The 22,202-nt window shown below is 68.0% G+C and carries 16 protein-coding genes; 9 read left to right on the top strand and 7 right to left on the bottom strand.

Annotated elements, in window-relative coordinates; all coding sequences use genetic code 11:
- Positions 1-153 precede the first annotated feature (153 nt).
- On the top strand, positions 154-894 hold the full coding sequence (locus AU175_RS00320; RefSeq protein ID WP_066285008.1) for an AfsR/SARP family transcriptional regulator: 741 nt from the start codon (positions 154-156) through the stop codon (positions 892-894).
- Here the strand turns inward: AU175_RS00320 and AU175_RS21540 are convergent.
- Together AU175_RS21540 and AU175_RS00310 are read right to left on the bottom strand one after the other, a co-directional pair.
- Positions 888-1,154, bottom strand: a complete 267-nt coding sequence (locus tag AU175_RS21540) for a hypothetical protein (RefSeq protein WP_066285007.1) — start codon at positions 1,152-1,154, stop codon at positions 888-890. The two genes, AU175_RS00320 and AU175_RS21540, sit on opposite strands and share 7 nt — an antisense overlap.
- A gap of 129 nt (positions 1,155-1,283) precedes the next feature.
- Positions 1,284-2,312: a M12 family metallopeptidase gene (locus AU175_RS00310; protein ID WP_066285006.1), complete on the bottom strand. Its 1,029-nt coding sequence runs from the start codon at positions 2,310-2,312 to the stop codon at positions 1,284-1,286.
- Positions 2,313-2,542: 230 nt separating this feature from the next.
- Here AU175_RS00310 and AU175_RS00305 point away from each other — a divergent pair, with 230 nt between their 5' ends.
- From AU175_RS00305 to AU175_RS00295, 3 genes are read left to right on the top strand one after another with little or no spacing between them, the layout of a single operon-like run.
- The gene (locus AU175_RS00305) at positions 2,543-4,126 is read left to right on the top strand and encodes an esterase/lipase family protein (protein ID WP_066285004.1); all 1,584 of its coding nucleotides are present in this window, start codon (positions 2,543-2,545) and stop codon (positions 4,124-4,126) included.
- Entirely contained in the window at positions 4,126-7,401 is a 3,276-nt protein-coding gene (locus tag AU175_RS00300) for a hypothetical protein (protein WP_066285002.1), read from the top strand. Before AU175_RS00305 ends, AU175_RS00300 begins: the two co-directional genes overlap by 1 nt.
- A gap of 13 nt (positions 7,402-7,414) precedes the next feature.
- A complete protein-coding gene (locus AU175_RS00295; protein ID WP_066285000.1) occupies positions 7,415-12,286 on the top strand; it encodes a hypothetical protein in 4,872 nt (1,623 codons plus the stop codon).
- Positions 12,287-12,295: 9 nt separating this feature from the next.
- Here the strand turns inward: AU175_RS00295 and AU175_RS00290 are convergent, their stop codons facing one another.
- Positions 12,296-12,772, bottom strand: a complete 477-nt coding sequence (locus AU175_RS00290; RefSeq protein ID WP_066284999.1) for an NUDIX domain-containing protein — start codon at positions 12,770-12,772, stop codon at positions 12,296-12,298.
- A gap of 149 nt (positions 12,773-12,921) precedes the next feature.
- On the opposite strand from AU175_RS00290, the gene AU175_RS00285 reads away from it, so the two are divergent.
- Positions 12,922-14,397, top strand: coding sequence for an APC family permease (locus AU175_RS00285; protein ID WP_066284998.1), 1,476 nt, complete (start codon positions 12,922-12,924; stop codon positions 14,395-14,397).
- A 93-nt stretch (positions 14,398-14,490) separates the two neighbouring features.
- Here AU175_RS00285 and AU175_RS00280 read toward each other — a convergent pair whose 3' ends face one another.
- Complete coding sequence (locus tag AU175_RS00280; RefSeq protein ID WP_066284996.1) at positions 14,491-14,775, bottom strand: hypothetical protein; 285 nt, start codon at positions 14,773-14,775, stop codon at positions 14,491-14,493.
- Positions 14,776-14,874: 99 nt separating this feature from the next.
- Between AU175_RS00280 and hrpB the strand changes: the two genes are divergently transcribed.
- Positions 14,875-17,565 (top strand): ATP-dependent helicase HrpB, encoded by a 2,691-nt coding sequence (gene hrpB / locus AU175_RS00275; protein WP_066284993.1) that lies wholly within the window; start codon positions 14,875-14,877, stop codon positions 17,563-17,565.
- Between the two features lie 154 nt (positions 17,566-17,719).
- Positions 17,720-17,872, top strand: a complete 153-nt coding sequence (locus AU175_RS21905) for a hypothetical protein (protein WP_197496987.1) — start codon at positions 17,720-17,722, stop codon at positions 17,870-17,872.
- Between the two features lie 8 nt (positions 17,873-17,880).
- Here AU175_RS21905 and AU175_RS00270 read toward each other — a convergent pair whose 3' ends face one another.
- Entirely contained in the window at positions 17,881-18,558 is a 678-nt protein-coding gene (locus tag AU175_RS00270) for an alpha/beta hydrolase family protein (RefSeq protein ID WP_066290233.1), read from the bottom strand.
- A 61-nt stretch (positions 18,559-18,619) separates the two neighbouring features.
- Between AU175_RS00270 and ligD the strand changes: the two genes are divergently transcribed.
- Complete coding sequence (ligD, locus tag AU175_RS00265) at positions 18,620-19,642, top strand: non-homologous end-joining DNA ligase (protein ID WP_066284990.1); 1,023 nt, start codon at positions 18,620-18,622, stop codon at positions 19,640-19,642.
- A gap of 5 nt (positions 19,643-19,647) precedes the next feature.
- Here ligD and AU175_RS00260 read toward each other — a convergent pair whose 3' ends face one another.
- Together AU175_RS00260 and AU175_RS00255 are read right to left on the bottom strand one after the other, a co-directional pair.
- Positions 19,648-20,268, bottom strand: coding sequence for an L-threonylcarbamoyladenylate synthase (locus tag AU175_RS00260; RefSeq protein ID WP_066284988.1), 621 nt, complete (start codon positions 20,266-20,268; stop codon positions 19,648-19,650).
- 41 nt (positions 20,269-20,309) lie between these two features.
- Positions 20,310-20,513, bottom strand: a complete 204-nt coding sequence (locus AU175_RS00255) for a hypothetical protein (RefSeq protein ID WP_066284986.1) — start codon at positions 20,511-20,513, stop codon at positions 20,310-20,312.
- 892 nt (positions 20,514-21,405) lie between these two features.
- Here AU175_RS00255 and AU175_RS00245 point away from each other — a divergent pair.
- On the top strand, positions 21,406-22,089 hold the full coding sequence (locus AU175_RS00245) for a DUF4166 domain-containing protein (protein WP_066284984.1): 684 nt from the start codon (positions 21,406-21,408) through the stop codon (positions 22,087-22,089).
- Positions 22,090-22,202 lie beyond the last annotated feature (113 nt).

The following is a 22,202-nucleotide window of genomic DNA, read 5'->3' as shown; positions in this document are numbered from 1 at the left end:
GTTATCCGGGCGTTACGGCCCCCGGCGGCACCAGGCGTTGCGGCTCCCGGTCCGACACGGGCCGAATGTCATTGACATCCCGCACCAAACTGCGGATCGTCGTTGCTACACCAGTTCCAGCTCATCAGACCCAGACTGAAATGGGGGGAACCCATGGGCGACGACGGCTATGGCCATTTTCAGCTGCGCCTGCTTCAATCTTGGCAACTCAGCCGTGACACCGACGTCGTGCATGTCGCGGCGCGGCAACAGCGGCTCATTACTGCCCTGGCCATCACCGGTCCCCGTCCCCGGAGCTACCTCGTGGGCCTGTTATGGCCGGACAAGGCTGAGGCGAGGGCGCTTGAGAGCCTCCGCGTCAGCGTGCACCTGGTGTCCCGGCAGCTGCCGGGCCTGCTGGTCAACGACGGCGCCGTGCTGTCGCTGAACAGCGAGGTGGATGTGGACCTTCACCGCGTCCGGGCCGGGATCCGGGCCCTGGGCCAGGCCGGGCTCAACGGAAACATGGCTGCCTGCCTGCCTCTGCTGCGGGACGCCGAACTGCTCCCCGGCTGGTACGAGGACTGGGTGCTGTTTGAGCAGGGAAGGCTAAGCCAGGAGCGCCTCCATGCGTTTAACATCATTGCCCGCGAATCATTGGCCCACGGAGATTACGAGACCGCCTTGGAAGCAGCTGAGGCGGCGTTGGAGGTTGAGCCCTTGTACGAAAGTGCCGTTGGGCTCCTGATCCAGGCTGAAAGCAGGCAAGGCAATGCCGCTGCCGCCATTCGCGCCTTCGAGAAGTACCGGAAGAAGCTGAAGGAGGAGATGGGACTGACACCGTCGGACGCCATGTTCCGGCTGGTCAACGCTGTCCGGGACAGCCAGTCGGTACGGCCGGGGGACCCCTACTGACTGCCGGCCGTTCCCGGCCGGGCGAGCAGCCACCGGCGCACAACAGCCAGGACTTCGTCAGGATCCGCTGTGGTGACTGTCGTTGGCCCGGCCTCAGCAGGCTGGATGGACGTGACCCTGGCCCGGAAGCCATGCGCGTGCTCCGGTTCCCACCAGGTACGGATGACCATAATGCCCTGGTGTTGTGCCTCAACCTGGGACGGCGCTGCGGAATCGGTGCCGTCGCCGGCGCTTCCTGACGGACCGTCCCCGTGTGCCATGGCGTTCCACCTTTATCCCATCCGGTTGCCTCTGCTGGCTTGCACCCCCGGCTGCCTTGATGGTCCAGTACGAGAATCAGGAATCAGCGGTGTTATGCATAAGGTTTGCTCAAGATTGGATTCGGCGGCCTACCAGCACATCACGGCGGTCTGGCCCGATTCACCCGCCCAGTACAGCCGCACCCGGACAACGTAGCTGCGGCCCTGGAACAGTTTTGCGGTGACCCGGGAGTTCCGGTCCTCGCCGCTGTCATCGTCACCCGCCACAAAGCGGAGCTCGCCGTCGATCTCTTCGAAGAGCACCATGACCGTATCAGCCGTGCCGAAAGTGGCGATCTCATACTTGCGGGAGTCCGCCGGCTGGAGTGAGAAGTCCGCCTGGCCGCCCGGGGACAGCGACAGGGGAACCGACTGGAACGGCTGCAGCTCGGGAACAGTGGGTTCCAACGGTGGGAAGAACCTGCGCACCCATTCCTTGTCGGCGTCGGACAGTCCGCCCGGGGGATTCAGTCCGGTCTTGAACCGTGCAGGCTCCTTGATCAGTCCCGCGGGGAACCAGTACTCCATCACCGAATCCGGGTCCCACGTGGACCCTTCCACTTCGCTGGCGTCGATCTTCCGCAGCACATTGTGGAGCGTCTGCTCCGGCGTCCAATGGTTCGGGGCGCCGGTGAAATAGGAATAGACCTTGGGCTCGTCCCAGACTATGCCGGCGAACGGGTTCTGGTGCTCATGCGGCATGCCCAGGGTATGCCCGATCTCGTGCAGTGCGGTGGTCCGGCCGTAGTCATCGGTCAGGTCCCAGCCGAAATTCATGGTGGGCTCGTTGGAGCTGATGCTCAGGACATCCCGTCCAACGTAGGACCACGAGCCGTCCGCCTGGTCGAAGGCGATCCGTACTTCGGATTCGCTGCGGTCTGCCACTTCCGTGAAGACCAGGCCGATTCCCAGGTCCTTCCACTCCTTGAAGGCTTTCCGCACCGCTTCCTTCTGCGGAGCCGGGCCGTCGAGGAACCAGTAGTGCAATACCGTTCCATTGACCCATTTCAGCCGCAGCAGCCGTATAAGGCGATCCCTGGCCGGGGAAAGGTCCGGCCGGAGCAGTGGCCGTGTTTGCGGCCTGGCGTCACAGTGCGGCTGGGGGGCGGTCTTAGTCATGGCGTGCTCCTTCGGTGCAGCGGCTTCTGATCAAGTAGAGCGGTGGATCCGTTACTGCTGCGTTATCGCCACGTGGCCGGGGTTCTGCCCGGGTTCCGGCCCGGAGTCCCCGGCGCCGGCAAGGGCGGTAACACCGCAGTAACGGCGGGCGTGCTGTACTTCCCGCACGAGTGTGCCCGTGGTCCCCCTGTGGGTTCGGGGCGCCTACTTCCTGAAAAGAGGGCTGCGAGATGGGCAATCCCGGCGACGACGGCAGGCTCCCGGTAATCTACGTCCGCGGGTTTGCAGGCAATGGCACAGCGATCAACAGTGCGGTGGACGATCCGTTCTACGGCTTCAGCCAGGGGTCGGTGCACGTCCGTGCCGACAGCGCCGGCCGCGCCAAGTTCCACCAGTTCGAGTCGCCGATGCTGCGCCTGATCACTGACCACAAGTACGAGGTTCCCGTCCACGGTGACCAGTGGGCGTATCTCCAGAGCGTCGACGCCGGCACGGTGAATCCGGCGTCCGTATGGATCCACCGGTTCTACGACGACGCCGCCGCAACGTTTTCCGAGGACCCGGAGAACTTTTCCTTCGAACGCGCAGCCGCGGACCTGTTCGAGCTCATCAAGCTGGTCCTGGAGAAGACCGGCGCACCCAAGGTCTTCCTCGTGGCCCATTCGATGGGAGGCCTGATCTGCCGCTCTCTTCTGCAGCGCGTGATCCCGGAACAGCTCGCCGGGGACGGCGGCGGGATCGACCCGGCCGCCGGCGCCAACTACGTGGCCCGGGTGTTCACCTATGCCACGCCGCACGGCGGGATCAGCTTCGCCGTAGGTTTCGGCCTGCTGGAGCGCATCCGCGATGCCACGGGGTTCCAGGGCGCGGACATCTTCGGGCCGGACCGGATGTATGAATACCTCACGCCGCCGGCGCTGCGGCAGCGGCGGACACGCGATGAGTTCAGCGGGACCCGGATGCCCGACGACGGGTTCCCGGTGGATGAGCTGTTCTGCCTGGTGGGATCCAATCCGGAGGACTACGACGTGGCCTTTGGCCTGTCCTCCAAAGCGGTTGGGGCACGCAGCGACGGCCTGGTGCAGATTGAAAACGCGGCCGTCAGGGGTGCGCCCCTGGCGGTGGTCCACCGCAGCCACAGCGGGCGCTACGGCATCGTCAACTCTGAAGAGGGATACCAGAACCTGCAGCGGTTCCTTTTTGGCGACCTCAAAATCGAGGTTGAGCTGGTGGGTTTCACCGTCGGCCGCGGTTCTCCCCATGACATCGAGTTCCAGCTGGACGTGGGCCTGGCCATCCGGGGGCTTCCGGTGCTGGTCCACGAACAGAGTGCCGCCCACTTCTGCCCGGTGCAGATCGAACACTGGAAGGAAGGGAATCCGATCGATTCGCCCGTCCCGTTGCTGACCACCTTCCTGTCGTCGCATGCGCCCCGCCCGCGGGTGGCTGGCAAGGAGGTGCCCCGCCTGCGGCACGCGCTCAAGCTGCGGCTGATGTCCATCCAGGAACGGCAGGGCAGATTCTTCTTCGATGACCATATGGAGCAGACCGAGGACTGGGCTGACACCCTGCTGGTGGACATCGAACCTCCCGGCCCCGGGCGCGGACTGCCCCGGGCGTGGGCAGCCTGGACGAGTACTGTGCCCACCGCCGTCAGGGACTGGAACCCGGAGGACAAGGACTTCCTCGCCGACACTGTTGACACCCCGGAGTTCTGGCGCGGGCGGATCGGCGTCCCGGAGTTCTCCAAGGACCTGCTCGGCGCCAACGCCGGCATCCGGCTGACCGTGACACCCCGGAAGGTGCCTGCCTGATGCCGCCACGGGATGAAGAACCACCCGTCGATGTCCGCCTGCTTCGCACGCAGGACCTCATCGACCTGCGGCTCGAGGCCCCAGGCTGCAGCATCGAGCCCACCGACGGCGGAGCAGAGCTGGTTGCAGGCCCGGACGCCTCCCTGATCGTCCATTTCCCGCCGCAGCACGTGGGGGAGGAAGTCTGGCAGGCAGGGGCACCGCCGCCCCCTCCCGCGCAGCCACCACGGCCGTCGGGCCACTTGGCTGCCGGCCCGAGCCGCCTCGTCTATGCGGTCCCCGAAGGTACCCGCATCACGTACACGCTGGAAAAAGTGCTGGAAGCGCTCGGGGGCCTGCGCCTGCGAGTCTCGCCGAACGCGACGCCGGCCGGGGAAGCCGGGTACCGCGGCGTCCACAAGCCGGGAGACCTGGAGACGGCCATCGAGGCCCCATTTCGCCTGATCGTTTCGCCCAGCAGACTGGGCGCCTTCCGGCACTCCAGTACGCCCCTGGGCCCGCCCGGCCGCGCCGAACTCTGGCGCACCCACCTGACGGTCCGCACAGGCACCGGCGCAGGCACAGGCACCGGAACGGACGATGGCGACGCGGACCAGCGCATCGTCCGCGCCCTCTGGACCCGCGACAGTGAGCTGCCGGCGCCGGGCTTCGACCAGCCGCTCATCCCGTTCGACCGCACCGCCATCGTCGACCAGACCAACGGTGGCGACCCCGCGAATGCCGACACGCCGCTGCTGGTCAGCAATCTCTCCCTCTCAAGCCTGGGCGCCTGGTTCGACTGGAAGCAGTCGTGGGAGCTCCCGGCGAACATCGTCGACTACCGGCACCAGGCGTACATGGGTCGGGACGGCTACGTCCGCGTCGCCTATCCCGGGATCCTCTTCCCGTTCGGGCACCGCTGTTTCCTTGTGAAGATCACCGAGCGCGAGGTCAGGCACCGCGACCGGCCGGTAGCCTACCTCTGGCAGCGGTGGTTCATCGTGGTGCGCCAGCCGACGCGAACCTATCCACCAGCTGACAGGGACAACCCTTTCGGCCAGGTCACCGTGGGTCCGCTGGTCACGCCTGACATCGACAAGCCGCCCGAAAACCAGCAACCCTTTGTGCCCACCCGCAACGGGGTGCCCTTCCCGTTCACGCTGGCCACGCTGGACCGCGGTGGCGGGATCCGCAGCTGGGCCGCACCCCTCGTCTTCGTCCAGGCCGGCAGGGACGGACCCCAGACGTTCATCTTCCACGCCGAGAATGCCTCGCCGCGGTACTTCCCGGTACGGCAGATCCAGGGCCGCGGGCAGGCAGTCGCCGTAGCCCCGCCGGTAAAAGCGGGGGACACGTCGGTTGACGTGGCACATCTGGTCTTCGACGGCGAGATCGACCACACGAACGTCACGTCGCGGCCCTTCCTGACGGAAGCTCGGGCCGTGGTGCCGGCCATGAGGCACCTGGCCCCGCAGGCGCCGGCCGTCGACCTTGTCTTCGCCAAGCCCTACCTTGCCGAGGGCCTGCCCGCACGGGGTCCCGGCGACAAGCCGGTGCCCGGGACGCCCAACGCCGGCGAGCTGGTGCTGGCCCTGAAGAGCCCGCCCGCCGCCGTCGACTTCAGCAGCGGCTCCGACCGGGCAGGCGGTTTCATCGCCCCCAATCTGTCCGTCAGGGGGATCTCCCGCGCCTTGGGCGCAATTGGCGAGAGCGGCAGCACGCCCTCGCCGTTCGACGCCGCCACGTTCGATCCGGCGTCGTTCCTGTCCGGAGCGATGCCCAAACTGTTTGGCCTGTTCAGCCTGCTGGACCTGCTCAAGGTAGCCGCCCTGGACGAGGCGCCGGCGTTTGTCACCGATGCGCTCGACGCAGTGGCCAGGCTGCTGACCGAGGCCCAGCGCCTCCGGAACGCGCTCGACGACGCCGGGGCACGTCTGGCGAGGGAGGTCACCGCGGCAGCCCATGACGGAGCGCGGGCCGTGGCGCAGCACGCCAAGGACCGGCTCGAGGCCCGGAGGGGAGCGTTGGAGGTACGCCTCGACGCGCTCATCACGGCCGTCCGGGGCCTGCCGGGCAGCCCGCACGAAGTCAGCACCGCCGCCGTCGCCCTCGCCGGGGAGCTGCAGCCGCTGCTGGACGCCATCGGTGTCCCGGGTGTTCCAGCCGCCGTCCGGTCGGCGCTGGAAAAGCCGGTGCAGGCGTTGAAGACCCTCACGGATCTCGCTACGGATGCCGACGGGCTGGCACAGCTGCTACAGGGGGCAGCCGGCGGACAGGTCACAGCACAGCTGCGCTGGCGCCCGGCGATCAGGCCATGGGGATTGCCGGGAGCTCCCAACATCTTCAAGCCCCAGGACGAGCACGCCCTGCACGTTGACGTCGAAGTGCGGGCGGCAGCGAGCGCGCCGCCCGCGGTGGACATCGTGGCGGAGATCGTCGACTTCGACCTGAACCTGATCGGCGACGGCTCCGCCGCCCTGATGAGGCTGATGTTCCGGCGTATCGGGTTCCACGCCGGATCCGCCGGCAAACCCGAGGTGGACGTGGTGTTCGGCGGTGTCGGGTTCCTCGGGCCGCTGTCCTTCGTGGACCGGCTGCGCGAACTTATCCCGTTCGACGGGTTCTCGGACCCGCCCTACGTGGACGTCGCCCCGTCCGGAGTCACAGCGGGCTTCGACCTGGCACTGCCCAACGTGTCCGTCGGCGTGTTCAGCCTCGAGAACATCTCCCTGGGCGCGGACGCCCGGGTCCCCTTCCTCGGCGAGGCACTGACGGTCGGGTTCAACTTCTGCGCCAAGGACGCGCCGTTCAGGCTCACTGTGATGTGCATCGGCGGCGGCGGGTGGCTGGTGCTGCGGGCGTCGCCCAAGGGCCTGGTGTTGCTGGAACTGGGGCTCGAAGCGTGTGCATGCCTGTCGGTGGACCTGGGAGTGGCGTCCGGCTCGGTGTCCATCGCCGTTGGTGTGTACCTCCGGCTCGAGGCGGACAAAGGCATGCTGGCCGCCTACTTCCGCATCCGCGGCGAGGTGGACGTGCTGGGCCTGGTCAGTGCCTCGATCACCCTTGAGCTGTCGCTGATCTACCACTTCCAGACGGGCAAGCTCATCGGCCGGGCATCGCTGGTGGTCGAGGTGGAGGTGCTGTTCTTTTCCGCCTCCGTGGAGATCTCGGTGCAACGCAAGCTGGCCGGCTCCAAGGGCGACCCCACGATGTACCAGGTGATGCCACCCGACGACGACGGCACGAACGCGGACTGGGAAGCCTACTGCGACGCCTTCGCGCCACTGCCCGCCTAAGCAGGAGGACCTCATGCCCACCACCGTCCTGGCCACCGCGCTGCCCTACTCGCTGGCAGACGACGCACCGTTCCACCTCACCGTCTTCATCACGCACAAGCTGACGGGCGGCGGTGCCCTCCTCGCCGGCTATCCCGCGGCCGCAAACTGGGTGGGCACGCTGGCAGGCTGCACCCTGACGCTGACGACGTCCCTCAATGCGGGCACTGCACTGCCCCTGCGCGTCGTGTCCGCAACCGACGCCGCCTCGTGGGCCGCCGTCCTGCCGCCCGGGACGCCGGTGGAAGCCTTCCCCGCGCCCGTGCTGTCCGGTGAAACCTGGCACACCAATCCCGCCAGCCGGATGAGCGACCACGCCGTGGACCTGCACCTCGCAGCCATCTCCGCCGCACCGGCGCTGAAGCCAGGACTGGCAACTGATCCGGTGGCGGGCGGCCTGCTGGAAACGCTCGCCAACCTCGACGAGCGGGGCGCGTTGCGGCGGCTGCTCCGGGATGCCCCGGCCCGGGCACGCCGCGCGCTGCAAATCCCAGGGCGGCGGTTGCGGGATACCCTGGCCACCATCGGTCCGCTCACAGACCCTGAGGACGCGGACCCGGAGCGCGGGCACGGCCGTGAACTTCCGCCGCTGCCGCCGTACCAGTCGGAGATCGCCGATGACCCCTCACCTGTACAGGTGCTGCTGGACGACCCCGAAGCTGACCTGCGGGTGACGCGGAACCTTGACCGGCTCGTGGGCCAGGACCTGTCGGCCAATCCGCGGCTGCAGCTGATGGTCGACGCCCACGCCATGCGGCGGTACTACGAGCGGCCCGAGCAGCCGCAGCAGGAACCGCGGACCGAGCCGGATCCGGACGCGCCGCCAACGCCTCGTCCGGACCGGCCCCGGCATGACTTCCACGCCAAGACAGCGTCCTTCGGTTCGACTCCCGCGCTGCTGCGCCGGCTGGGCCTCGCCATCGACGTAGTAATCGACGGCGTTGATGCAGCCGGGGCACGGGCCGCGCTGGCCGGCGCCGCCTGGGTGAGCGTCGCGGTCTCCTCGCCGGATCCCGATGTGGAAGTGCTTCCGCCGCGGCGGACCTCGGTGGTGGTGGACGGCCCGGTATTTGCGGCCAGGTCAAGCAATGCCTGGGTGGGAGGAGCCCTTCCGCTGGGCGACGACGACTGGGTGGTGCTCGACACCGACCCGGACGCATCGGGCCTCAAACTCGACCAGCACACCCGCAACCTCGCCCGCCAATACGCTAGCGAAGCCAACGGTGACCCTGCGGCATCCGCGCCCGGCACGCTGCGTGCTACGGGCTTCGCCCTCGCGCGCCGCAACCGTGCAGCCCAGCTGCGGGCACGCGTGGAGCAGGCCGAGCAGCTGGCCGCAGATGACGGCAGCCGCGAGCTGCTCCTGGACGACCTCGTCCGTGGCCTCAGGGTGGACGTCTGGGACGACGCCTCCAGGCAGTGGCACAGCCTGCACCGGCGCCGGGTCACGGTGACCGGGCAGCCAGGGAACGTGCCCGTCCTGGACGACGCGCCCAACGTCGGGTTCCTCCAGCTCTCCGCGCTCAACCGGGCCCCCGGCGACACCACCAACGGGTACTACCTCCATGAGGTGGTCGCCGGCTGGGACGGCTGGAGCCTGTCCGCCCCGCGGCCCGGGCTGACCATCGTGCACGTCGAGCCGCCCGGAGCCGACGGCGCTACGGAAGCCGTCGTCGAAACCCCGCCGGACCAGCCGGTCGACGGGGCCCACATCATCACCAGGGTTGAACCGGGGTCCCTGCCGCGGCTGCGGTACGGCACGTCCTACAGTTTCCGGGTGCTGGCCGTGGACCTGGCCGGCAACTCCGTGCCGCAGGTGGCGCCCCAGCCCGGAACGCCTTCCGGTGCCCCTGACGAGGCCGCCGTCGACGCGGCCCGCACCCATCTTGACCGGCTGCGGACCTCGTACCGCGAGCGCGACCGCGGCGGTGTGGCGGCCGCCCTGCATGACGCCGTCGTCGAGCATTTGCGGACCGCCGGGAACGGTTCCGTTGGCGGCGCACTGCCTGCCGAGCTGCTCTCCGGTGACCCGGGGATCGACGCCACGCTGGAAAGCCTCGTGGCCCGCGCCGCGGCTCCCGGGGAGGTAGCGCCGGCCCAGCGTGTGCTCCACGACGTACTTGCGGCGTCGAGGGTCCTCGCGGAATCACGCGACGCACTGCGTGTCCGTCCCCAGCTGCGCATTAGTCCTGAGGATTTCGCCGGCCTGGCGCGGAACAGTGACCTGCAACTGCCCGCGGAAGTCCGCCTGGCCGCCCGGCCCGTCGTTACCACCCCGCGTCCCTACCTCCGGTGGGAGCCGGTTCCCGCGCCGGCCGTGGTGGCCCGCCAAGAGCTGGGAACCGGCGAGCAGCCTGCCCATCTGGTGGTCCGCAGCGGCTTGCCGCCCGGGGATGGGCCGGACGCACGTTTCTCCGCCGAGCGGCACATCGCGCCGCCGAAGGCCACCCAGCTGGAGGCGGAGACCGCCGGATACTTCGACGCCGCGATCGGCACCGGTGACACCGCCGAGATCCGCAGGCTCTACGCAGTGGCCCTGGCCGAACGCGGGACACTGCTGGAGCAGTTCGTGCCCAGCCTCACCGATGCCCGGGCCACCGACGAGCAGGCTGGCATTTCCCTCGCCGACCGGCCAGGGGCGGACACCGGCTCGGCACACCGGGCAACACTGGCGGACATCACCACCGAGCGCGGCCGGCCCATCGGAGAGGGCCAGTATGTGGTGCACAACACCGACGCCCTGCGGCTGCCGTACCTGCCCGACCCGTTCGCCCGCGGTGTTTCGCTGGTGTTCCATGAGGCCGGCGCGCCACATGGCCTGCGTGAGCCGCGGGCGCTGCAGTCCGTCTCCGTTCCCTACCCGGGAAAGTGGCCGTCGCTGCAGCCGCTGAGGCTCGTGCTGGAGCCAGGGGACGAACTGGTCGCCCGCGTGGATGGCCACGAAGTCCACGTGTCCGTCCCGCCGGGAGAGCAGGTGCGCGTGGCGCTCTCCAGCACCCTGGACACCGCATCGCTGGACAAGTTCGGCCTGTGGCGGTCCCACCTGGCCAGCGTCGCCGACCCGGAGGACGGCTACACGACGGACGAGGTGGTGGCCGCGGCCGCCCTCATGAGGGCTGCATCCTCGGGCTGGACCTGGTGGCTGACACCGTCGGCGGACCTGCGTCTGGTACACGCCGTGCCTGCCCCGGTCCGGCCGCCGGAGCTTAAGGCCCTTGAGGTGTTCCTGCGGCCGCCGGGCCGTGCGGTGGTGGCACTCACCGGACTGGTGGATGTGCACGGCGCCAGCACCGATACCCTGCTCGTGCGCGCCCGGTGGACCGAGACCATCGATGACCCCACCGCTGCGGGGCCACAGACAGTGTCCAGGTCCGACGTCGTGGTGCGCTCCGCCGTCGCCGAGGCAGAACGCACCGGGGTGCTGTTCCTGTACGACTTCCTGCCGACCGGCCCGTTGGCGCAGTCACTCGGGAACATCGGCTTTCACCGGATGCTGCAGACATTCCAGGACACCCACTACCGGCGGGTCACGTACGTGCCCTCAGGCGCCACCCGGTACGCCGAGTACTTCCCGCGCGTTCCCGACCCTGAGGATCCGGCACTCGCCGGCGTGCCGGTGGAGCTCGACATCCCCTCGTCAGCCCGTCCCGCCGCGCCTTTGGTGCTGGACGCCGTGCCGCTGCTGCGCTGGGAGGCCGGGGCCGAACCGGCTGGCCCTTTCGCCTGGCGGCAGGTGCGGCGGTCCGGCGTGCGCATCTGGCTTGCCCGGCCGTGGTTCTCCTCCGGCGACGGGGAGCTGCTGGGGGTCCTGGTCTTCGACCCCGATGAATGGGTGCAGCAGCCGGACGGATCCTGGGTCCGCAGGCCCAAGGTCCGGCAGGCTCCGGACGGTGCCACCAGCCTGTGGGCAGCAGATCCGATCATTCACCGCGGCGGCAGCACGTCCTCGCCCACCGTGCCGCCCCTGCTGACGCTGGACCAGCTGGTGCTGGACCTGGTGGAAACGGGTGCCGCGGAAGGCGTCGGCGCCAGGCCGCCCCTCGGTGGCCGGCCTCCCGGCGGGCGGGAGCGCGGGTGGCCTGACGCGCCCGGGAACCCTGTCGCTGTTGCCGCGTCCGTGCCGCTGCGGGATGTCCGGGGCCGCCCGTCAGTACGGGTCCTGGGCTACCGGCCGGAGTACGACGAAGCAACCGGCCGCTGGTTTGCCGACGTCGCCGTCCAGGAGACTTCCGCCCTGTGGCCGTTCCTGCGCCTGGCCGTGGCCCGGTACCAGCCGCACTCCATTGCCGGCTGCGAGCTGTCACCGGTCGCGCTGACCAGCTGGGTGCAGCCGCTGCCCGCCCGGACCCTGACGGTCAGCCGGCCGGACACCGGGCACGTCCAGGTGACCCTGACCGGCGTCGTCAGCTGGCTGCGCTGGGATCCCCACGGAGCACCGGGCCTGCCGGGGGAACAGCTCACCGCCGACAGCCCCACCGGTGACGCCGCAACCCGGGCATCACGGCTTCAGCAGTCCCGTACCGTTCGTGCCTCGGTACAAAGCCGGACCAATGGCGGGGGAGACCTGGAATGGCAGACCGTGTCCAGCTGGCTGCTGCTGGCCGTTAGCGTGGAAGAAGGCGGGGGATTCCGAGCCACCTGGTCGGGGGCACTTAACCTGCCGCCGAACGCCGGGACGCCATCGGGGGACGCGGCAGGGATCCCGGGACTGCGCCAGCCGGGCAACCCGGATTCACTCTGGCGGGTGCTGGTGGAGGAGCACGAACTGCTCGACGCCGACCCTGTGCCGGGCGAGCGCAGCGCCCGCGTACCGCGCCTCGTCTACGCGGACAGCGTGGCCCTGTAGTCACTGTCGTTAACTGGCACCTCGGCTGAGCTGCTCGGTCAGGGCATCGAGGATCGGCAACTGGCCCCGCACCAGCCGGGTGCGGGCTTCAGCTTCGGTTACCCACTCAGCGCGGTCGATCTCGGGGAAGTCGGTGATCACGCCGGACCCCTTCGGCCACTCCAGCGGGAAGGTGTTGCTCATGATCCGGTCCGGGGCGAAATCAGACTCGGCCGCGAAGACCGTAATGATCTTGCCTGACGGCTGCCTGAACGACCCCAGCTGCCGGTACTCGGCGGGAGGCGGCGGCACGCCCATCTCCTCAGCGAACTCCCGCTGCGCTGCTGCCCACGGGTCCTCGTCCTCGCTGTATTCCCCCTTGGGCACGGACCAGGCCCGGGCATCCTTGCGCGCCCAGAATGGTCCGCCCATGTGCGCGATCCAAAACTGAAAGGCCGACGCCGGGTCCCGGCGGTACAGCAGAATGCCAGCGCTGCGAACTCTCATGTGCCCTCCACCTGGTCAGGCTACCCCGTTCGGGGCGGCCGCTGTTGCCAAAGCTGCCCGGGAGGTTCACAGTGAAGTAGGTCACTTTGAGGCCGGGAATCCTTTATCGGTTTCCACCGGGAGCCGTCTACCCGCTGTGGAGGTCAGCCATGAGTCAGACGTCTGAGGAAGTATTCGACGTGACGCCCGCGGGCGACGGACCGGAACTCAAAAGGGTCCTCGGGCCCAAACTCCTCCTGCTCTTCATTGTCGGTGACATCCTGGGCGCGGGCGTCTATGCCGTGACGGGCACCATGGCCGGCACTGTGGGCGGCATCGTGTGGCTGCCGTTCCTGCTCGCCTTCGTCGTCGCGACGCTGACGGCGTTCTCCTACCTGGAGCTGGTCACCCAATACCCCCAGGCGGCCGGCGCGGCGCTGTACACGCACAAGGCCTTTGGGATCCACTTCGTCACGTTCCTGGTGGCATTCGCCGTGGTCTGTTCCGGCATCACCAGCGCCTCCACCTCCGCGAACGTCCTCGCGCAGAACTTCTTCGGCGGCCTGGAGATCAACGGCTGGATGGAAGTGCCCGGCCGGGAGGTGATAACCCTGGTGGCGATGGCCTTCATGGTGCTGCTGGCGGTGATCAACCTGCGCGGCGTGGGGGAGAGCGTGAAGTTCAACGTGGTGCTGACAATTGTCGAGATGACGGCTTTGTGCATTGTGATCGGCGTCGGTTTCTACGTGATGATGCAAGGCACCGGGAACCCCGGGGAAATCTTTGTCTTCAACGACTACCAGGACAAGGGGCTGTTCCTGGCAGTCACTGCAGCAACGTCCATCGCCTTCTTCGCGATGGTGGGGTTCGAGGACTCCGTGAACATGGTGGAGGAGACCCATCACCCGGAGAAGATCTTCCCCCGGACCATGCTGACGGGCCTGGGCGTGGCTGTGATCCTCTACATGCTGGTGGCCGTGTCCGTGGTCAGCGTGCTGACACCCGTTGAACTTGAAGGCATCCGGGAGGCCGAAGGTGCCGCGCTTCTTGAGGTGGTGCACAAGGGCTCACCCGACTTCCCGATCGATACAATTTTCCCGTTCCTTGCCGTCTTCGCGGTCGCCAACACCGCGCTGATCAACATGCTGATGGCGAGCCGCCTGATCTACGGCATGGCCCGCCAGCGCATCCTGCCGCGGCCGCTCGGAAAGGTGCTTCCGGTCCGCCGGACACCTTGGGCCGGCATAGTGTTCTCCACCGTCCTGGCTTTGGGCCTCATCTGGTACGTCACCTCCGATCCGGAGAGCAACATCGTGGCAAACCTCTCCGGTACCACTGCATTCCTGCTGCTGTGCGTCTTCACGGTGGTCAACGTGGCCTGCCTGGTCCTTCGCCGCAAGAGGGACCCAAACCGCAAGGTGTTCTTCACGTCCCCGGGGCAGCTGCCGCTGCTGGCCGCACTCCTGTGTGCCTTCCTGGCCGGCCCCTGGGTTGGCCGGAACATCATCCAGTACCAGATCGCCGGCGGCCTGATGGCCATCGGCGTGGTGCTCTGGTTCATCACGTGGCTGATCAACAGGAGGACCAACGCCGGCCCAGGCGGCCCTCCCGAGGTGGAGAACGTGGCCAGGGACAACAAGCCCTGACCCGCCCCCGAGGTAGGGAGTTTTTGTCCACTTATGGCGAGTTAATACCCTTCGAAGTCGCCACATCTGGACAAAAACTCCGTTGGGCGGGGGCTAGTGGTTCTGCCGCCGGTCCTCCGCCTTACCCATGCCGGGGGCGATGGCCACGAACTCGATTCCGGTCTGGACCTTCTTCTTCGGACCCCGGGAGAATCCCTTGGCATCAAGCTGGTTCTGTGCGCGGTAGAGGGCCAGGGCGTCGTCATAGATCCGGTTCAGCCGGAGGCCGCTGAACACTTCCTCGCTGCCGTCGGCGAACGTGACGGTCACCTCGGCGCTGGCGGGAAAGTGGCGCTTCATCCTGATGAAGCCTTCGGCGTCCTGCTGGAGATTGATCATGCTGGTCCCGCTTTCATGAGTGACTGCCTCCAGTCTCTCCTACGGCGGCCCCCGACGGGACGGGCAGTCCGGCACCCGCCGTGCGGGGAGAATGGATAAGTGACTTCTCCGAGCCTTGCCGCGACGTTTGACCTGCCAGCCATCGGTGCCGGACTGGCCTTTGCCGAGTCCCTCGGCGACCTCACCGCGGCGTTGCGGCGGGGAGGGCAGTCCGGGACGGCGGTGGTGCAGGCGCCCCCGGGCACGGGCAAAACCACTCTGGTGCCGCCGCTGCTCGCGAATCTGGTGGCCGGCACGCCCCGCGGGCAGGGACAGCGGCGCGTGGTGGTCACGCAGCCGCGGCGCGTTGCAGCCCGTGCAGCGGCCCGCCGCCTGGCAGCACTGGACGGCAGCCGCCTCGGCGAGCGGGTGGGCTACACGGTCCGCGGCGAGCGCCAGGCAGGGCCCGGGACCGTGATCGAGTTCGTCACCCCGGGGATCCTGCTCCGCCGGCTGCTCGATGACCCTGGGCTGGAAACGGCAGGTGCCGTAATCCTGGACGAGGTCCACGAACGCGGCCTGGAGACGGACCTTCTGCTGGGCATGCTCACCGAAGTGCGCCAGCTCCGCGGAGACCTCACCCTGGTGGCGATGTCCGCCACCCTGGACGCACCGCGCTTCGCGGCGCTGATCGGGGCCGCCTCGAAAGACGAAACAGAAGATCACGACGCCGGCGGGCCGGCTCCCGTCGTTGACTGCCCGTCGGCGCTGTACCCCCTGGACGTTGAGTGGGTGCCCGCGGCGGTGCCACGGCTGGATGGCCGGGGCGTGACGCGCGGGTTCCTGGACCACGTCGCGGACACGGCCGCGGCTGCACACGCCAGGGCCGGCGCAGACACGGACGCCCTGGTGTTTGTCCCCGGCGCCCGGGAAGTGTCCCACGTGGCAAGCCGCCTGCGCGCCCGGATCGGGACAGGAACCGAAGTCCTGGAGCTGCACGGCCAGGTGAATCCCGCGGAGCAGGACCGTGCTGTGTCCGGCCGGAGCAAAGACACGCTGCCGCGGATCATCGTCTCCACGGACCTCGCCGAATCCTCCCTCACCGTCCCGGGCGTCCGCCTCGTGGTCGACTCCGGCCTGACGCGGGAACCGCGGCGGGACGCGAACCGGGGCATGTCCGGCCTGGTGACCGTCTCCTGCTCCCGGGCGTCGGCGGACCAGCGCGCAGGCCGCGCCGCGCGCCAGGGGCCCGGCCGGGTGGTGCGCTGCTACGACCAGCGGGCCTTCGGCGCGGCCCCCGCCCACGTCACCCCGGAGATCGCCGTAGCCGATCTCACCGCCGCGGCACTGGTCCTGGCCTGCTGGGGATCGCCCGGCGGCGGGGGACTGGCCCTTCCCGATGCACCTCCAACGGCAGCGATGCAGGAGGCAGTTGAGGTGCTGCGCGAACTCGGCGCCGTGGCGCAGGACGGACATGCCACCCCGCTCGGCAGGACGCTGGCCCGGGTCCCCGCCGATCCCAGGCTGGCCCGCGCACTGCTGGACGGTGCCGCCGCTGTGGGCCGGCGGACAGCGGCCGAGGCGGTTGCGTTGGTGGCGGGGGACCAACGTGCGCCGGGTGCCGACCTGACGCGGCTTCTCGCTGCCCTCCGAGCCGGCAAGGAGCCTGCCTCCCGGCGCTGGGCTGAGGACGTCAGGCGGATGGAGACGATCGCGCGGCAGGAGGGCGGCGCCGTCGTGCCTTCCGTCCTTCACGGCATGGCCGGCACAACTGAAGCGGTGGGCGTCGTCGTTGCCCTCGCATTCCCCGACAGGGTGGCCCGGCGCGTTCCGGGCGAAGGGCCGGAACGTTACCTGCTGTCCTCCGGAACCCGGGCCGGGCTGCCGGCAGGAAGTTCCCTGGCCGGGCATGAATGGCTCGCTGTGGCAGAGGTGTCGCGGGCGGAGGGCCGGGACGCGGCCGGCACGGGCGCTGTGATCCGTTCCGCTGCGCCGTTGGGTGCAGACACCGCCGAAGCGTCCGCGCGCCACCTTCTCAGTGACACAGTGGAGGCGCAGTTCAGCCAGCGCCGCGTCACGGCGCGGCGGGAACGCCGGCTGGGAGCGATCGTGCTGTCCTCCACTCCGGTCCGCCCGTCTGCCGCCGAAGGGCGCGCAGCAGTGGCCCGCGCCCTGGCGAAGGAAGGACTGGGGATCATCGGATGGTCGACGGCGGCGGACGCCTTGCGGCGCCGGCTGGCCCTGCTCCGCCGCGAACTGGGCGAACCCTGGCCCGATGTCTCCGAACCTGCACTGCTTTCGCATCTGGATGACTGGCTGGGACCGGAACTCGAGGCGCTTGCCGGGGGAGCCGCCACCAGCGCCATCGACCTCACCGACCCGCTGCGGCGGCTGTTGCCCTGGCCCGAGGCCGGAAAGCTGGCGGAACTCGCGCCGGAATCGCTGGAAGTGCCCAGCGGTTCGCGCGTGCGCATCGACTACCCGGACGTTCCGGAGCATGCAGCCGGGACTGGTGCAAACGCGGACGCTGAGATGCCTGACGACGGCGGCCGGCCGGTGGTCGCGGTCAAGCTGCAGGAATGCTTCGGCTGGGCAGAGACGCCGCGGCTGGTGGGGGGACGGGTGCCGGTACTGTTCCACCTGCTGTCACCGGCCCGGCGCCCGCTGGCCGTGACAGACGACCTGGCGTCCTTCTGGTCCGGGCCCTACGCGCAGGTGAGGGCGGAGATGAGGGGCCGCTACCCTAAGCATCCGTGGCCGGAAGATCCGTGGACGGCGCAGGCAACCGCACGGACGAAATCCCGGATGTAACGTCATCATGGGCCGGTTTCAAATCGTCAGGCCAGCTGGGTGAGAGGAACGATACACAACGGAAACCTTGCGTCGACCTGCTGAAACATGCGGCCGTTAGGCTCGTCCGTACGTGGACAGCGTGGTCCACACCACGACCTGAAAGGACGCAATGATGTTGCTCTTAAGTAGCCTGAACCTCTTGCTGGACGCCCGCCGGAGTGACGACAGCCGTGGGCAGGGTGGCGGAAACGGAAAAGCCGAATTCCCCAACGGGCAGTTGACCTCCACCGCCTGGGAAGGCTGGTGGCACGACGACGCGGTGTAGCTGACCGCTCAGCCGCGGGTCCGCATGAAGTCCGCAACCGTTCCGGCCAGGGACGCCCCGATGTCCTCGGCACTGCGCTTCTTCCCGGCGATGGCAAAGGAGTGGTCCCCGCCGTCGATCCACTCCAGTACGGCGGACTGTCCGATCCTGTTCACGACGCCTTCCAGCAGTTCAGGGGTGGCGAACGTGTCCCGGGAACCCTGCAGGAACAGCATTGGCAGTGACAGTCCGTAAAGGTGTTCGTCGCGGATTTTCTCCGGCTTGCCCGGCGGGTGCAGCGGATATCCGAGATAGATGAGCCCTGCGGCGGCCATTCCCTCCGCAACGGCCATCGACGCCATCCGCCCGCCGAAGGACTTACCGGCCGCCCAGACCGGCCCGCCGTCCCCGTTTTCCGCGCCTTGCCGCGCTGCCTCGTCCATGGCCGCCTGCCAGGCCGCGATCGCCGTCGGTGGACGGTCCGGGAACTTCCGCCCTGCCTCCCGGTACGGGAAATTGAAGCGCAGCGTCGCCGCGCCTTCACCGTTGAGGGCATGGGTGAAGCCTCGGAGGAAGGGATGCTCCATGCCGGCGCCCGCGCCATGGGCCACCACCAGGGTGGCGAAGGGCTGCTCGGGGCGCGCGTACGCAGCAGAAACTCCGACGTCGCCCACGGCGATGGTCAGGACGGACTCTGTAACGGTCATGGATCCATCATGCCGAACGAATGTGGTTTGCGGCGGGAGGGCCGGGGTGTAGCTTGTCCCCATGGCGAGCGAACAGACCACCCTTACCGTTCCTGGACCCAAAGGCGACCGCGAGATGCGGATTTCCAGTCCCAGCAGGGTCCTCTGGCCCGAGCTGGGACTGACCAAACTGGATCTCGCGCGCTACCTGGTTGACGTGGGGGAGGCCTTCGTTGCCGCCAACGGTGACCGGCCGGTGGCGTTGCAGAGGTTTTCGGAAAACGTTGAGGGCGAGCAGTTCTTCTCGAAGAACCCGCCGAAGGGAACCCCGGAGTTCATCCGCACGGTGAAGGTGGTTTTTCCGAGTGCACGCTCGCATCTCATGCTGGTCCTCGACGAGCCGGCTGCGGCTGTCTGGGCCGCGCAGATGAACACAGTGGTGTTCCACCCCTGGCCTTCACGGGCCGGGAACACGGACAATCCGGACCAGCTCCGGATCGATCTGGATCCCCAGCCGGGCACGGATTTCGACGACGCGATACCGGCCGCCATGGCGTTGAGGGACGTGCTGGCTGAGGCCGGGCTGGAGTCCTTTATCAAGACGTCGGGCAACCGCGGGCTTCACGTCTACGCGCCCATCCAGCCCACGCGCGAGTTCCTCGACGTCCGTCATGCCGTGATCTCGGCCACCCGTGAGCTCGAGCGGCGGATGCCGGACAAGGTCACTACGGCATGGTGGAAGGAGGAGCGCGGCGAAAAGGTGTTCCTGGACTTCAACCAGGCAAACCGGGACCGGACCATCGCCGGCGCCTACAGTCCCCGCCCCCTGCCCCACGCGTCGGTGTCCTGTCCCATCACCTGGGACGAGCTGGAAAGCATCAGCCCAAAGGACTTCACCATCCTCACCGTCCCGGACCGGCTCAAAACCGTGGGCGATCCCTGGGCGGACATGAACGCGAACCCCGGCACCCTCGACACGCTGCTGGACTGGTGGGACCGCGACCTGAAGTCCGGACTGGGCGAAATGCCATTTCCGCCCGACTATCCCAAAATGCCCGGCGAGCCTCCCCGCGTGCAGCCCAGCCGGGCGCGCAAGCAGGACTAGGAAGGCTATTCGAAGCGGGACGGGTCCCCGGTGCCGCGGCGCACCACCTCAGCCACGCCGCTGGAGAAGTCCACCACCGTGGTTGGCTCGGACCCGCAGTCGCCGGAGTCAATGACGGCGTCCACTTCATGGTCGAGCCGCTCCTTGATTTCCCAGCCCTGGGTCAGTGGGTCCTCTTCGTCGGGGAGCAGCAGTGTGCTGGATAGGAGAGGCTCGCCGAGTTCGGCCAGCAGTGCCTGCACCACGCGGTTGTCCGGGATGCGCACGCCCACCGTCTTCTTTTTCGGGTGCAGCAGCCGGCGTGGGACTTCCTTGGTGGCGGGCAGGATGAAGGTGTAGCTGCCGGGGGTCACGGACTTGATGCTGCGGAACACGTCGTTGCCGATGTTCACGAACTGGCCCAGTTGGGCGAAGTCCTTGCAGACAAGGGTGAAATGGTGCTTGTCGTCCAGCTTGCGGATGGTCCGGATGCGGTCCAGCGCCTCCTTGTTGCCGAGTTGGGCACCCAACGCGTAGCAGGAGTCCGTGGGGTAGGCGATCAGGCCGCCGTCGAGCACCATGCGGACCGCCTGCGTGACGGCGCGGGGCTGGGGATCCTGGGGATGAACATCAAAATATCTGGCCATGTTCCCGAGCCTACCGCCGAAACTTCCAGAGCCGGCGCTCGTCAGCGGGTGCGGGGACGGGGTGTCGGGTACAGGTAGTCGGTGAGGAATCCAGCGACGACGCCGGCCAGCGCAAGTGCCAGCGCAAGTGCCGGCGCCGGCAACAGGGAGAAAGGTCCCACGAGGGCGCGGACATCGACGCGGAGCACCAGCAGCAGGACCATCAGGCCGAGGTAGGCCACTGCGAGTACGACGGCGACCGCCATAGATAGTGGCACTAGTTATATAGCGGGTCAACTAGGGCGGGTCACTTCCGCCCGCGGCCAGTCAGCACTTTATGATGCTCGAATGGGGGAAACGTTGGGTGGAAAACTGCTGGCGTCGCAGAAGCCAATCTACGTCGAGATCGGCATCAGGGCCGCCATGGAGAGGGTGTGGACCCTGAGCCAGGATCCGGTCCTGCACCCCCGCTGGGATCTGCGGTTCTCCAAAATAGTCCCTGCCGGCAGCGATGAGCAGGGACTTGTCCGGTTTCGATACGAGTTCCGGCTTCCGTTTCACAGCATCCAGGGGGCCGGTACGTCACTGGGGCCACAGGCATCGATCCGATGGCCAGGCCACATCGGTGCTGAAGTTCGACACTGCCGACCCGCTTTCGCCCATCGGCCCAGGTTCAGGCTATTGGCGGTACATTCCCACAGAAGACGGACTTCGGTTCATCACCGGGTACAACTACCAGCCGGGGATGCGGGCGGTCGGAAGACTTCTGGACTCCTGGATGATTCGGCCAGCCGTGGGCTGGGCAACAGCCATCAGTTTCGACCGCCTGCGGCTGTGGGCGGAGTCGGATCTAGACCCCAAGGACTCCCGCGACCATTGGCTCATCGACGCCGCCGCACGGGCGGGCGGCATTCTGGCGGCCGGCCTCCTGCTTCGCCGGGCTGCTACTGGGCGGGATGCGGGCGCGCTGGCCTGGGGCATGACGGCGACCGTGGCTTCGTGCATTTTTCCCGCACACTGGTCTGTGCCCAGAGCCGGGCGGTGTCTGCGGAGCGTCCCTGACTCGCGCGCGGCACGTGCACCATCGGCCCTCGCCGGGCTGCCGTCGCCTGTTGCACATGGCGTTGGCCGTCAAGACCGAAGAAGGCAGGAGTAGCCATGGCTTCCATTTTTGAATTGGCGTTGGGGAGCGATTTCCAAAGGCTGCACCCCATGCTGCAGAAGCGCTTCGGCGTGGCCAGCGAAGCGGGCTACGCATGTGTGGGACGCGGAGTTTTTTCGGAAGTCCGCCGCGGGGCGTGGTGGACAGTCCCCTTTTTGCGGCTTGGGGCCTACCGCAACATCTTGTTCCCTGACCAGGGCAACGGCATCCCTTTCATCATCGAGAACTACCCTTACGTTGACGCGTTCGGCCGCCCTACCGTTACCTTCGTCAGGACCCTGGAACTTCCGCGGTCAAGGAAGCGCCGGTTCGATGCCACGATGGTGCACAGCGCACGCCGGGGCGGGATCGTTGACTACCTCGGTACCCACCAGCATCTCGCCACTGACCTGATTCTGGAGGTCACTGCGGATGGGTCCCTTCACCTGCAGTCAGGAGCCCAGCGGTTCTACGAAGGCTTCGTGGCCTTCACCTTTCCCGCCTTCTGCACGGGGACGGCGGATCTGTATGAGAGCTTTGACGACGCCCGTGGGGTATTCACAATCCAGATGCAGGTGCGGCACCCCGTCCTCGGGTTCCTTTTCGGATATCGGGGTGAGTTCGAATGCACCTATCCGGCCCTATCCAATGAAGCAGTCCCGGGGCACCTCAAACCGCTCAGGGAGGAAAGCAGGGAATAGCGGAGGGCCGCCCGGCCACATTCACCAACGGGCGACGACGGCAAGAGCCTCACTTCCGTCGTAGGCTAATCCTCCCGGATGTGACGGATAGGGAGGCAAAGGGTGTCTGAGAC

Origin of the sequence: Arthrobacter sp. B6, from assembly GCF_001663775.1 — a bacterium.
Taxonomy (GTDB): domain Bacteria; phylum Actinomycetota; class Actinomycetes; order Actinomycetales; family Micrococcaceae; genus Arthrobacter.
The sequence above is the reverse complement of the archived record's forward strand: the minus strand, read 5'-3'. Positions and strand labels throughout refer to the sequence as shown.

Bases quoted from the DNA above. Each gene is read 5' to 3' on its own strand.
- AU175_RS00320 (WP_066285008.1), top strand. From the start codon at position 154: ATGGGCGACGACGGCTATGGCCATTTTCAGCTGCGCCTGCTTCAATCT.
- AU175_RS21540 (WP_066285007.1), bottom strand. From the start codon at position 1,154: ATGGCACACGGGGACGGTCCGTCAGGAAGCGCCGGCGACGGCACCGAT.
- AU175_RS00310 (WP_066285006.1), bottom strand. From the start codon at position 2,312: ATGACTAAGACCGCCCCCCAGCCGCACTGTGACGCCAGGCCGCAAACA.
- AU175_RS00305 (WP_066285004.1), top strand. From the start codon at position 2,543: ATGGGCAATCCCGGCGACGACGGCAGGCTCCCGGTAATCTACGTCCGC.
- AU175_RS00300 (WP_066285002.1), top strand. From the start codon at position 4,126: ATGCCGCCACGGGATGAAGAACCACCCGTCGATGTCCGCCTGCTTCGC.
- AU175_RS00295 (WP_066285000.1), top strand. From the start codon at position 7,415: ATGCCCACCACCGTCCTGGCCACCGCGCTGCCCTACTCGCTGGCAGAC.
- AU175_RS00290 (WP_066284999.1), bottom strand. From the start codon at position 12,772: ATGAGAGTTCGCAGCGCTGGCATTCTGCTGTACCGCCGGGACCCGGCG.
- AU175_RS00285 (WP_066284998.1), top strand. From the start codon at position 12,922: ATGAGTCAGACGTCTGAGGAAGTATTCGACGTGACGCCCGCGGGCGAC.
- AU175_RS00280 (WP_066284996.1), bottom strand. From the start codon at position 14,775: ATGATCAATCTCCAGCAGGACGCCGAAGGCTTCATCAGGATGAAGCGC.
- AU175_RS21905 (WP_197496987.1), top strand. From the start codon at position 17,720: ATGTTGCTCTTAAGTAGCCTGAACCTCTTGCTGGACGCCCGCCGGAGT.
- AU175_RS00270 (WP_066290233.1), bottom strand. From the start codon at position 18,558: ATGACCGTTACAGAGTCCGTCCTGACCATCGCCGTGGGCGACGTCGGA.
- ligD (WP_066284990.1), top strand. From the start codon at position 18,620: ATGGCGAGCGAACAGACCACCCTTACCGTTCCTGGACCCAAAGGCGAC.
- AU175_RS00260 (WP_066284988.1), bottom strand. From the start codon at position 20,268: ATGGCCAGATATTTTGATGTTCATCCCCAGGATCCCCAGCCCCGCGCC.
- AU175_RS00255 (WP_066284986.1), bottom strand. From the start codon at position 20,513: ATGGCGGTCGCCGTCGTACTCGCAGTGGCCTACCTCGGCCTGATGGTC.
- AU175_RS00245 (WP_066284984.1), top strand. From the start codon at position 21,406: ATGGCTTCCATTTTTGAATTGGCGTTGGGGAGCGATTTCCAAAGGCTG.